This is a genomic window from Kribbella steppae, from assembly GCF_004342025.1.
GTDB lineage: Bacteria > Actinomycetota > Actinomycetes > Propionibacteriales > Kribbellaceae > Kribbella > Kribbella steppae.
The window spans coordinates 140,179-152,096 of the sequence record NZ_SLWN01000006.1; the positions used below are offsets into that span (position 1 = coordinate 140,179).

Genomic DNA, 11,918 nt, shown 5'->3' on the forward strand with positions numbered 1-11,918 from the left:
CACGTGATGGGATTCAGCTTGCCCGGTGAGGTTTTCTGGGTAAGGTCCATAGGGTCGAGCCCCACATGGTGAGGTGATGATCGTGGCTGGAGACGAGAGCCCTACCGCGGCAGAGCTGCGTAACCAGGTCCGGTACCTGGAAGCCGAGGTCGCAGCGTTGCGGCGTCGGCTGCTCGAGCACCCGGCAGACAGCCGGTCGCTCGAGAGCAGACTGTCCGAAACCCAGGCCTCCCTGGCGAGTGTCACCGCTCAGAACGAGCGGCTGGCCGAAACGCTGCGGGAGGCGCGAGAGAAGATCATCGCCCTGAAGGAGGAGGTCGACCGGCTGGCGCAACCGCCGTCCGGTTTCGGCACCTTCCTCGGACGCAATGACGACGACACGCTGGACGTGTTCACCGGTGGCCGCAAGCTTCGGGTCGCGGCGAGCCCGTCGATCGACCTGGACGCGCTGAAGCTCGGCCAGGAACTGATGCTGAACGAAGCACTCAACGTGGTCGAGGCCTGCGATTTCGAGGTCGTCGGCGACGTGGTGATGCTGAAGGAACTGCTGGCCGACGGCGAGCGGGCGCTGGTGATCGCGCAGGCGGACGAGGAGCGGGTCGTGCGGCTCGCGTCGCCGTTGCTCGACATCCCCCTGCGCGCCGGTGACTCGCTGCTGCTGGAAGCCCGGTCCGGGTACGTCTACGAGAAGATCCCGAAGTCCGAGGTCGAGGAGCTGATCCTCGAAGAGGTCCCGGACATCGACTACACCCAGATCGGTGGCCTGACGGGCCAGATCGAGCAGATCCGGGACGCGGTCGAGCTGCCGTACCTGCACAAGGACCTGTTCCTCGAGCACGAGCTCAAGCCACCGAAGGGTGTGCTGCTGTACGGCCCACCCGGCTGCGGCAAGACGCTGATCGCCAAGGCGGTGGCGAACTCGCTGGCCAAGAAGGTGGCCGAGCGGACCGGGGTGGAGGGGCAGAAGTCGTTCTTCCTCAACATCAAGGGTCCGGAGCTGCTGAACAAGTACGTCGGCGAGACCGAGCGGCACATCCGGCTGGTCTTCCAGCGGGCCCGGGAGAAGGCCTCCGAGGGTATGCCGGTGATCGTGTTCTTCGACGAGATGGACTCGCTGTTCCGCACCCGCGGATCCGGTGTCTCCTCCGACGTCGAGAACACCATCGTCCCGCAGTTGCTGAGCGAGATCGACGGCGTCGAGGGCCTGGAGAACGTGCTCGTCATCGGTGCCTCGAACCGTGAGGACATGATCGACCCGGCCATCCTGCGACCCGGCCGGCTGGACGTGAAGATCAAGATCGAGCGGCCGGACGCCGAGGCGGCCCGGGACATCTTCTCGAAGTACCTGACCACCACCCTGCCGTTGCACGCCGACGACCTGAACGAGTTCGGCGGCGACAAGCGCGAGTGCGTGAACGGGATGATCCAGCGCACCGTCGAGCGGATGTACACCGAGGCCGACGAGAACCGGTTCCTCGAGGTCACCTACGCCAACGGTGACAAGGAGGTCCTGTACTTCAAGGACTTCAACTCGGGCGCGATGATCCAGAACATCGTCGACCGGGCCAAGAAGATGGCGATCAAGGCCTTCCTGGACGACAACCAGAAGGGTCTGCGGGTGCAGCACCTGCTGCAGGCGTGCGTGGACGAGTTCAAGGAGAACGAGGACCTTCCGAACACGACCAACCCGGACGACTGGGCCCGCATCTCCGGCAAGAAGGGCGAGCGGATCGTCTACATCCGTACGCTCATCTCCGGCAAGCAGGGCACGGAGCCGGGTCGCTCCATCGACACGGCCACGAACACGGGTCAGTACCTGTAAGTCCGTCGTACCGGCTGCCCCTGGACATCCACTGTCCAGGGGCAGTCGCTGTCGTGGCAGGACAGCTGTTCGGTGCTCTCGGGTGCTGCAGGGGACTGGCCGGGGTTTCCCCGGATTCCTCGGCGGCACCCGTCGACGTACCGTGCTGCTATGGCGACGGACGAGGTGCGCAAGGACCTGCGGGCGGCGGCGGCCGCGCGGCAGGAGTTGGGGCCGGAGTACGAGGAAGAGATCATCGACAGCTTCCTCGAGAAGCTCGACGCGCGGGACGCCGCGCGCCGGGGGCAGGATCTCGAGTTCCGGCAGCAGGACCGGGCCCTGGAGATGGCCGGTCTGAAGCCCCGGGAAACCGATCCGGGCGGCCTCGCCCTGGCGATCATCTCGGTCGTCGCGGCCATCCCGATCACCGCCATCAGCGCGGACATGCTCGGCCTGCAAGGCCTCATCGTCTGCTGGGCGGGCCTGGTCGGCATCAACCTCGCCCGCACCGCCGCCCGCCGCACCACCCGCTGATCGGCCGTCAGAGCCGCATCAGCACCCCGCTGAGGCGTGATCGTTACACCAGGCTCCTGATGTACGGACCGAGCAGGGCGGTGGTGTCGGGGACGAACGGCCACTCGTCAAGGCGTCGTACGAGCTCTGCAGGGGACATCCAGGCGCCCCAGGACACCTCTTCGGGCTGGTGGGTCACCGGGCCGTCCCAGACGCAGGTGTAGAGGTACGCGTGGTAGTTCGTGGACTCGTCGGCGTAGTCGCCTTCCGGCAGCTTGACCAGGTTCACCCCGCTGATGCCGAGCTCCTCGGCCAACTCCCGTACGACGGCCTCGTACGGATCCTCGCCGGCGGCTATGACACCACCTGCCGAGAAGTCGTAACACGACGGGAAGACGTCCTTGGTCGGCGTCCGGCGATGCACGTAGATGTCGCCGGCCGGATTCCGGACGAGTACGCCGGTCGCCGAGTGCCGCAGATTCTCCCGGCGCATCACCGATCGCGGTGCCGATCCGGTGACATGGTTGTCTTCGTTCAGGATCGCAACGATTTCGTCCACCCGCGAAGTTTCACACGTAACCCTGTGGACACAGCAACGGCTTTAGTCGCCTCCACCGCGTAGGCTCGTTCGCATGAGTGTTCGGCGGATCATGGGAACCGAGACCGAGTTCGGCATCTCGGTTCCAGGACAGCCTGGGGCCAACCCGATGCTGACCTCGAGCCAGGTGGTGAACGGCTACGCGCAGACGCAGCCGCTCGCGCGCAAGACCCGATGGGACTTCGACGAGGAGCACCCGCTGCGGGACGCGCGCGGCTTCGACCTGAGCCGGGAGGTGGCCGATTCCAGTCAACTCACCGACGAGGAGACCGGCCTGGCCAACGTGATCCTCACCAACGGCGCCCGGCTGTACGTCGACCACGCCCACCCGGAGTACTCGGCGCCCGAGACCACCAACCCGCGGGACGTGGTGGTGTGGGACAAGGCCGGTGAGCTGGTGATCATGGAGGGCGCCCGGCAGGCCCGGCAGATCCCCGGCGCGCCGCCGCTGAACCTGTACAAGAACAACACCGACAACAAGGGCGCGTCGTACGGTTCGCACGAGAACTATCTGATGCGCCGCTCGACCCCGTTCGCGTCGATCGTGCGGCATCTCACCCCGTTCTTCGTGAGCCGTCAGGTAGTGACCGGCGCCGGCCGCGTCGGGATCGGCCAGGACGGCACCCAGCACGGTTTCCAGATCAGCCAGCGCGCCGACTACTTCGAGGTCGAGGTCGGCCTGGAGACGACGCTGAAACGGCCGATCATCAACACCCGCGACGAGCCGCACGCCAACCCGGACCGCTATCGCCGCCTGCACGTCATCATCGGCGACGCGAACCTGTCCGAGATCTCGACGTACCTCAAGGTCGGGACGACGAGTCTGGTGCTGTCGATGATCGAGGACGGCTGGCTGACCGACGACCTGAGTGTGGACCGCCCGGTCACCGCGTTGCACGAGGTCAGTCACGACCCGGCCTGCACGCACCTGATGACGCTCAAGGACGGTCGCAAGCTGACCGCCGTACAGCTGCAGACGGAGTACCTGGAGCAGGCCCGCAAGTACGTCGAGGACAAGTACGGCGACGACGCGGACCGGCAGACCAAGGACGTGTTGTACCGCTGGGAGCAGATCCTCGACCAGTTGGCCATCGACCCGATGAAACTGGCCGACCAGCTCGACTGGGTCGCCAAGCTGAAACTGCTCCAGTCGTACCGCGACCGCGACGGCCTCGAGTGGGACGACCCCAAGCTGCACCTGGTCGACCTGCAGTACGCCGACCTGCGTCCGGACAAGGGGCTTTACTACAAATTGGTCAAGGCCGGCCGGATGCAGCGGCTGGTCTCCGACGAGGAGATCCGGATGGCGGTCTCGCACCCGCCGACCGACACCAGGGCGTACTTCCGCGGCCGCTGTATGCAGCAGTACGCGCCGCAGGTGGCGGCCGCGTCATGGGACTCGGTGATCTTCGATCTGCCGGGTAAGGAATCGCTGCAGCGGATCCCGACTTTGGACCCGTTGCGGGGCACGAAAGCCCATGTCGGAGCACTTTTGGACCAGTGCGACACCGCGAGTGACCTGGTTCGCACCATCACTGGGGGTGCCGCCGGGTAGGGTCGCTGTAGAGGGGTCGGTTGGGCGGCCTCTCCAGCGGTTCTAGGAGGTGTGTGCCATGGCGAAGGACGGCGGGCAGCAGCATAAGCAGCCGAAGCGTTCGACGACCGAGGAAGAGGTCGAGCAGGTCGAGACGTCCGAGGACGTCGCCGAGCGCAAGGAGCGGCTCGACGAGGACGTCGACTCGATCCTGGACGAGATCGACGAGGTGCTCGAGGAGAACGCCGAGGAGTTCGTCCGCGGGTTCGTGCAAAAGGGTGGGGAGTGAACCGCTCGATGACTTTTGATGCCTCCGGCCGGTTGCCGGAAGCCTTCCTGACTCCAGGTGGCTCGTCGTTCATGGACTTTCTGGCCGGGCACGCGCCCGACCTGTTGCCGGGACGGCGCAGCCTGGGGTCGGCCGATTTCTCCGCCGACGTCCCGCACGGGACCACGATCGTCGCGGCCACCTTCCCCGGTGGCGTGGTGATGGCAGGCGACCGGCGGGCCACGATGGGCAACATCATCGCCCAGCGTGACATCGAGAAGGTGTTCCCCGCCGACGAGTACTCCGCGGTCGCGTTCGCGGGCTCGGCCGGTTTCGGGATCGAGATGGTCCGGCTGTTCCAGGTCGAGTTGGAGCACTACGAGAAGCTCGAGGGCGCCACACTCAGTCTGGACGGCAAGGCCAACCGGCTGAGCGCGCTGATCCGGGGCAACCTGGCGATGGCGATGCAGGGCCTGGCCGTGGTGCCGCTGTTCGCGGGCTACGACGAGGACCTGAAGGGCGGCCGGATCTTCTCCTACGACCCGACCGGCGGGCGGTACGAGGAGACCCACTTCCACAGTGTCGGCTCGGGTTCGCTGTTCGCCCGGGGTGCGCTGAAGAAGCTCTACCGCGAGGACCTGTCCGCGACCGACTGCGTCACGGTGGCGATCCAGTCCCTGATCGACGCCGCCGACGACGACTCGGCGACCGGCGGGCCGGACATGCTGCGGCGGATCTTCCCGGTGGTCGGCGTGGTCACCGCGGACGGTTACCTTCGGCTGCCGGAGGACGAGGTGGCCGACATCGTCGACCGGGTCTGGGCCGAGCGGCACCGGCGCCCCGACGGGCCGGCCTCGGCAACCCTCACCTGACCTGATCCCCATCGACTGATTAGAGGACGACACCTTCGATGAGCGTTCCGTTCTACGTCTCGCCCGAACAGCTGATGCGGGACCGGGCCGACTTCGCCCGCAAGGGCATCGCCAAGGGCCGCAGCGCGATCGCGTTGCAGTACGCCGACGGCATCCTGTTCGTCGCGGAGAACCGGTCGCCGGCGTTGCACAAGGTGGCCGAGATCTACGACCGGATGGCGTTCGCCGCGGTCGGCCGGTACAACGAGTTCGAGAACCTGCGGATCGCCGGCGTCCGGCTGGCCGACATGCGCGGGTACTCCTACGACCGGCGCGACGTGACCGGCCGGGCGCTCGCCAACGCCTACGCGCAGACGCTGGGCGCGATCTTCTCCTCCGGCGGTGAGAAGCCGCTCGAGGTAGAGATCCTGGTCGCCGAGATCGGCACCAGCACGGCCGAGGACCAGATCTACCGGCTCACCTACGACGGCTCGATCGCGGACGTCCGCGGCTACGCCGTGATGGGCGGGCCGGCCGAGCAGGTCGCGGACTACGTCGGCGAGCACTACCAGGAGGGCATCTCGCTGGCCGGGGCGCTCCGGCTGGCTGTGGACGCGCTCGGGCACGACAGCAACGAGGTCCGCGAGCTGACCCCGGACCAGATCGAGGTCGCGGTCCTGGACCGGACCCGGACCCAGGTCCGTAAGTTCAAGCGGATCTCGGAGGAGACGCTGGGGCGGATCCTGTCCGAGTCCAGCCCGGACACCACGCCGTCGGAATCGTCGGCGGACAAGCCGGAGGAGACCGACGAGAGCGCGGAGACGGCCGGCGGCGACACCCCGGTTGCTCCGGGCGATGACGACGTACCGGTTGCTCCGCCGGAGGAGCCGGGCGGCGACGACCGGCCGCTGTGAACGACTCGGTGATGGGCTCAGCCGCCGCGACAGTCTCGGATGACTCTGGCGTGGCGGCTGAGTCGCGTAAACCCCAGGATCCGGCGCCGTGGGAGCTGCTGGACGAGCAGCCGGGGTTCAGCGGGTTCCTGACCGTGAACCAGCGGCGGTACCGGCTGCCGGACGGCCGGGAGGCCGACTGGGACGTCTTCGGTCCGAAGACCGCCTCCGGGATCACGTCCGGGATCACCGTCCTGCCGCTGACGCCGGAGGGCAGGATCGTCACGATCCGGATCTTCCGGCCGGGGCCGGATCAGGTCGTCACGAATCTGCCGGGTGGCCTGGTCGAGGTCGACGAGGACCCGGCCGTGGCCGGCCCCCGCGAGCTCGAGGAGGAGACCGGCTACACCTGCGAGTCGTTCGAGGTCGTGACCTGGACCTGGGCGGGGGCGTCCTCGGTCTTTCGCAAGTACATCGGCATCGCCCGCGGCTGCCGGCCGGACGGTCGTCAGGCGCTGGACGAGTTCGAGGACTGCGTCCCGGTTGAGCTCACCGTGGAAGAACTCCGCGCCCAGCTGCGGACGCCCGGCGCCATGACCGGGATCGACGCCGCCTACCTCGCGCTGGACCACGCCGGTCTTCTCTGACTGGAACTGGTCACGACAGGCCCTTGACGAGCAGGTCTGCGCACTGAGTGGATGGTAGGAGCACACGCCTTCCGCCCGAGGAGTTGCTCATGCGCCGTCTCGCTCTTCCCTTGTTGCTCGCACTTGTCGTTCAGACCTTGACCGTCCCGGCTGCTGTTGCTCTGGCCGGGACCACGAAAGGGGCGCCGCCGGTGACGCCTGAGCCTCAGCAGACCATCACGCGCCAGGATGGGTTCCACCTCGGCCGGACCGTCGGCCTGGTCCATGGCCCGACGACCGACCCCGACGCCGAGCGCGTCGTCCGCGAGACGCTCGAGCAGGCCGGCGTACGGACTGTTCGTGATCAGCCGGCCGACGTGACCATCTGGTTGGGTGGGAGCGAGCAGGCGCTGCGGCAGTTGAACGTCGAGCCCGCCGAGGGGCTGGCGGCTGAGGGTTACGTCCTCGCCATCGGCGGCAAGAACGTCGTGCTCGACGGCGTCGACACCGACGGGACGTACTACGCCGCGCGCACGTTCGCACAGGTTGTCCAGGGCAACCAGGTGGACGGCGTCGAGATCCGCGACTGGCCGACGATGCGGTACCGCGGCTCGATCGAGGGCTTCTACGGTACGCCGTGGTCGCACGCCGACCGGCTCGATCATCTCGACTACCTCGGCGCGCACCGGATGAACACCTACGAGTACGCGCCCAAGGACGACCCGTACCACCGTGAGCAGTGGCGCGACCCGTACCCGGCCGACAAGCTGGCCGAGCTCGGCGAACTGATCGAGCGCGCCCAGCGCAACAAGGTCGACTTCACCTTCGCACTCTCGCCCGGCCTGTCGATCTGCTACACCTCCGACAGCGACTACCAGGCGCTGATCGCGAAGTTCGAGTCGCTCTACGCGTTGGGCGCGCGGGCGTTCAACGTGCCGCTGGACGACATCGACTACAACACCTGGCACTGCCCGGAGGACCGGGAGAAGTACGGCACCGGCGGCGGCGCGGCCGGTCAGGCACAGAGCGAGCTGCTGAACCGGATCCAGCGCGAGTGGGTCGCGAGCAAGCCGGATCTCGCCCCGCTGCAGATGGTCCCGACCGAGTACTACAACGTGTCCGAGACGCCGTACAAGAAGGCGCTGCGGGAGCAGCTCGACGCAGCGGTGGTCGTGCACTGGACCGGGATCGGCGTCGTTCCGCGCACGATCACGACCGCACAAGCTGCTCAGGCCAAGGCTGTGTTCGGGCACGACATTCTGATCTGGGACAACTATCCGGTCAACGACTACGCGGCCGGACGGATCCTGCTCGCCGACTACAGCGGCCGTGAGCCCGGGATCGCCGAGCACATCGCCGGCGTGATCTCGAACCCGATGAACCAGGCCGCGGTCAGCAAGCTGGCCCTCTACTCGTTCGCCGAGCTCGGCTGGAACCCGGCGACGTACGACGAACAAGCGTCCTGGCACCGGGCGATCGCCGAACGCGCCGGGGGAGACCGCAAGACGATCGCGGCGCTGGAGGTGTTCGCCGACCTGAACACCTACGACTCGACGCTGCACCCGGAGAGTGCGCCGGTGCTGGCTGCTCGCACGGCCGAGTTCTGGAAGACCTGGCAGGCCGGCGGCAGGGACGAAGCGATCGCGGCGATCAAGCCCTACTTCACCGCCATCGAGAACGCTCCGGCGCAGATCCGCCAGGGTGTGAAGGACCCTGCGTTCGCCGACGAGGCGAAGGCCTGGCTCGACGCGACCGTGCTGTGGGGTCAGGCGCTGGACCGGTCACTGCGACTGCTCGATGAAGTAGCCGAGGGCAACGGTGCGGCCGCGTGGACGAGCCGGCAACGCATCGACGCGCTGGTCACCCAGGCCAAGGCGATCCGCGACACCCGGCTGCCGCACTCCAACACCTACCCGCGCATCGGCGAGGGCGTCGCCGACGCGTTCCTCACCGAGGCCGGCCGGGTGCACTACCAGTGGATGGGCATCGAGCCGGGGCGTACGGCGTCCAGTTCGCAGGGCACGTACGCCGAGAACGTCCCCGACCGGATGATCGACGGCGACGAGTCGACGTACTTCTGGAGCAACGGCGCGCCGGTGACCGGCGACGAGATCCGAGTCGACCTCGGCGCACCACGGGCGATCGGCGACATCGCCGTACTGATGGGGAAGTCGGGCAGCCCGGAGGACTACATCCACTCCGGCGCCCTCGAGTACTCCGTCGACGGCTCCAGTTGGACCGAGCTCACCCGGGCCACCACGGCTGAGGTTCGCTTCACCGCCGACACCACGGCCCGGTATGTCCGCTACCGAGCGCTGGCCGACAACCCGTCGTTCTGGCTCGTGGTCCGGGAGTTCTCGGTCCAGGTCACCGACGGTTCCGAGTTGGTGCTCACGGCAACAGGTACGCCGGCTCCGGCGGAGGGCTCGTCACTCGCCGACGCGGTTGATGGTGACGTGCGTACGGCGTACGTCGCGGCAACGACCCCGACGACGGATGACGCGCTGACGGTCGCTCTGTCCTCAGCCACCGCGGTCGACCGGATCACGGTGCTGCAGTCCGGCGATGCGACCGCCGTCGGCCGGCTGGAGGTTCGGACCAGTGCGGGCTGGCAGGAGGCAGGAAGGGTAGGGGCTGCCTACAGTGCGGTGACGCTCCCGGTCACCACCATCGAGGCGGTCCGGATCAGTTGGGCGTCCGGCGCCGTACCGCCGCAGGTCCATGAGGTGATCCTGCACCGGCCCGAGAACTAAGTTGCCACGAAGCTGACAGCAGCCCAGGATGGCGGCGTGCTGACCGACCACTGGCCACTGCGCCGCCTCCGGCTGACCACCGAACGCCTCGTCCTCCGGCTGCCTGACGAGGAGGAACTCGCCGCGCTTGCCGACGTCGCCGCGAGCGGCGTCCACAAGCCGGGGGAGCGACCGTTCCTGACCCCGTGGACAGACCTGCCACCGGCCGAACGGGCCCGGAGCGTGCTGCAGGGTCACTGGAGTTCTCTGGCCTCGTGGACCCCGCAGGACTGGGAGTTGCAACTCGGCGTGTTCCGGGATGGGACGCCGCTCGGCATCGTCGCGTTGAGAGCTCAGGACTTCGCCGTTCTCCGTGAGGTGAAGACGTGGTCCTGGCTCGGCCTGCCGCACCACGGCCAAGGATTCGGCACCGAGGCACGCGTCGCTTTGCTGCACCTTGCCTTCGAGGGGCTGGACGCCGTCGCGGCGTTGACCGAGGTGTTCCAGGACAACGCCGGCTCGCAGGGTGTGTCCCGGAAGCTCGGCTACCGCCCGGACGGCATCTCCCGGGACGTTCTGCACGGTCAGCCGGTGATCTCGGACCGGCTTCGCCTCACCCGCGAGGACTGGTCCGGCGCATCGGTCCGAGTCGAAGGGCTGGAGGAATGCCGCTCCTGGTTCGTCGCGTAGGCTTGTTCGCGGACCGCGACTGGCGTTGAGGTGGAGGACCACCGGGGAACGGTCTGCTGGTAGATCCGGCTTCGCCGCGCGCCTGGGCACCCTCTCGATGCCCGAAGGAGTGCGCGTATGACCAAGTTGATGATCGGTACCGACCTGGCCGCCGAAATGGTGGCGAACGCGGCTGACCGAGCCCGGGTGCTGCAGGAGAAGACCGGCGTGCAGCCGTGTCTGGCGACCGTGCTGGTGGGCGACGACCCCGCGTCGGCGACGTACGTGCGGATGAAGCAGAACCGGAGCAAGAAGGCCGGCATCGGGTCACGGAGCGTCGTCCTGCCCGCGGAGACCACGACCGAGGAGCTGGTCGCTGAGCTGCACAAGCTGTCCGCCGACCCGGAGGTGCACGGGATCCTGCTGCAGCACCCGGTGCCGGCGCAGATCGACGAGCGGGCCGCGTTCGAGGCGATCGACCCGGCCAAGGACGTCGACGGCGTGACCATGCACGCGTTCGCCGCGATGGCGTTCGGCGAGCCCGGGTTCCGGTCCTGCACACCGGGCGGCATCCTGCGGCTGCTCGAGGCGTACGACGTACCGATCGCCGGCGCGCACGCGGTCGTCATCGGCCGCAGCCCGATCCTCGGCAAGCCGGCCGGGATGTTGCTGCTGGCATCGAACGCGACCGTCACCTACACCCACTCGCGGACCACGAACCTGCCCGACATCGTCCGGACCGCGGACATCGTGGTGGCGGCGGTCGGCAAGGCGAACTTCGTCCGCGGCGACTGGCTGAAGCCGGGCGCGGTGGTGGTCGACGCCGGGTACAACGAGGGCAACGTCGGGGACGTCCACTTCGACGAGGCGGCCGCGGTGGCCGGCCTGATCACACCGGTCCCGGGCGGGGTCGGACCGATGACGATCGCCCTCCTGCTGGAGCAGACCGTCGACGCCGCCGAGGCCCAATCCGAGACGGCTGTCCACTCCGTGGCTACTCTGACCTAGGCTTGGGGGAGACGACCAAGGAGGCAGACACGTGGCGGTACGGGCGATCCGGGGCGCTACCCAGCTGGAGGTGGACGAGCGCGAGCATCTGCTCGAGCGGTCCGCCGAGCTGGTGAAGGCGGTCCTGGAAGCGAATGATCTGGGCCACGAGGACCTGATCAGCATCCTGTTCACCGTCACACCCGACCTGCACTCGGAGTTTCCCGCCGTGGCGGGCCGGCAGATCGGGCTGACCGACGTACCGCTGATGTGCATGCAGGAGATCGACGTCCCGCACGCGCTGCCGCGGGTGGTCCGGATGATGGTGCACGCCGAGTCCTCGCGGTCCCGGGAGAAGATCCAGCACGTCTACCTGCATGGTGCGGTCGCGCTGCGTCCGGATCTGACGGGCGCCCAGTAATGGCACCAGTAATGGCAACAGTGAG

12 protein-coding genes and 1 riboswitch are annotated in these 11,918 nt (G+C 67.9%); of the genes, 11 read left to right on the forward strand and 1 reads right to left on the reverse strand.

Features of this window, described 5'->3' with window-relative positions; all coding sequences use genetic code 11:
• Positions 1-76 precede the first annotated feature (76 nt).
• Together arc and EV652_RS18340 are read left to right on the forward strand one after the other, a co-directional pair.
• On the forward strand, positions 77-1,822 hold the full coding sequence (gene arc / locus EV652_RS18335; protein WP_132210372.1) for a proteasome ATPase: 1,746 nt from the start codon (positions 77-79) through the stop codon (positions 1,820-1,822).
• 150 nt (positions 1,823-1,972) lie between these two features.
• A complete protein-coding gene (locus EV652_RS18340; protein WP_132210373.1) occupies positions 1,973-2,335 on the forward strand; it encodes a hypothetical protein in 363 nt (120 codons plus the stop codon).
• A 43-nt stretch (positions 2,336-2,378) separates the two neighbouring features.
• On the opposite strand, the gene EV652_RS18345 is transcribed toward EV652_RS18340, so the two are convergent.
• Positions 2,379-2,873 (reverse strand): NUDIX hydrolase, encoded by a 495-nt coding sequence (locus EV652_RS18345; protein WP_132210374.1) that lies wholly within the window; start codon positions 2,871-2,873, stop codon positions 2,379-2,381.
• Positions 2,874-2,946: 73 nt separating this feature from the next.
• Here EV652_RS18345 and dop point away from each other — a divergent pair, with 73 nt between their 5' ends.
• The 9 genes from dop (at position 2,947) to aroH (ending at position 11,893) form a co-directional block, all read left to right on the forward strand.
• Positions 2,947-4,467 carry a depupylase/deamidase Dop gene (gene dop / locus EV652_RS18350; protein WP_132210375.1) on the forward strand — a complete coding sequence of 507 codons (1,521 nt, stop codon included), beginning with the start codon at positions 2,947-2,949 and terminating at the stop codon, positions 4,465-4,467.
• 58 nt (positions 4,468-4,525) lie between these two features.
• Complete coding sequence (locus EV652_RS18355; RefSeq protein WP_132210376.1) at positions 4,526-4,735, forward strand: ubiquitin-like protein Pup; 210 nt, start codon at positions 4,526-4,528, stop codon at positions 4,733-4,735.
• An 8-nt stretch (positions 4,736-4,743) separates the two neighbouring features.
• Positions 4,744-5,586 carry a proteasome subunit beta gene (gene prcB / locus EV652_RS18360; protein ID WP_132210377.1) on the forward strand — a complete coding sequence of 281 codons (843 nt, stop codon included), beginning with the start codon at positions 4,744-4,746 and terminating at the stop codon, positions 5,584-5,586.
• Positions 5,587-5,624: 38 nt separating this feature from the next.
• A complete protein-coding gene (gene prcA, locus EV652_RS18365) occupies positions 5,625-6,479 on the forward strand; it encodes a proteasome subunit alpha (RefSeq protein WP_132210378.1) in 855 nt (284 codons plus the stop codon).
• 50 nt (positions 6,480-6,529) lie between these two features.
• Positions 6,530-7,105, forward strand: a complete 576-nt coding sequence (locus tag EV652_RS18370) for an NUDIX hydrolase (protein WP_158441185.1) — start codon at positions 6,530-6,532, stop codon at positions 7,103-7,105.
• A gap of 89 nt (positions 7,106-7,194) precedes the next feature.
• Complete coding sequence (locus EV652_RS18375; RefSeq protein WP_132210380.1) at positions 7,195-9,837, forward strand: glycoside hydrolase family 84 protein; 2,643 nt, start codon at positions 7,195-7,197, stop codon at positions 9,835-9,837.
• Between the two features lie 36 nt (positions 9,838-9,873).
• Complete coding sequence (locus EV652_RS18380; RefSeq protein WP_132210381.1) at positions 9,874-10,506, forward strand: GNAT family N-acetyltransferase; 633 nt, start codon at positions 9,874-9,876, stop codon at positions 10,504-10,506.
• A gap of 5 nt (positions 10,507-10,511) precedes the next feature.
• A riboswitch (ZMP/ZTP riboswitch) is annotated at positions 10,512-10,601 on the forward strand.
• Positions 10,602-10,623: 22 nt separating this feature from the next.
• Positions 10,624-11,493, forward strand: a complete 870-nt coding sequence (locus tag EV652_RS18385; RefSeq protein WP_132210382.1) for a bifunctional 5,10-methylenetetrahydrofolate dehydrogenase/5,10-methenyltetrahydrofolate cyclohydrolase — start codon at positions 10,624-10,626, stop codon at positions 11,491-11,493.
• Between the two features lie 31 nt (positions 11,494-11,524).
• Positions 11,525-11,893, forward strand: a complete 369-nt coding sequence (aroH, locus tag EV652_RS18390; protein WP_132210383.1) for a chorismate mutase — start codon at positions 11,525-11,527, stop codon at positions 11,891-11,893.
• The last annotated feature ends 25 nt before the right edge of the window (positions 11,894-11,918 follow it).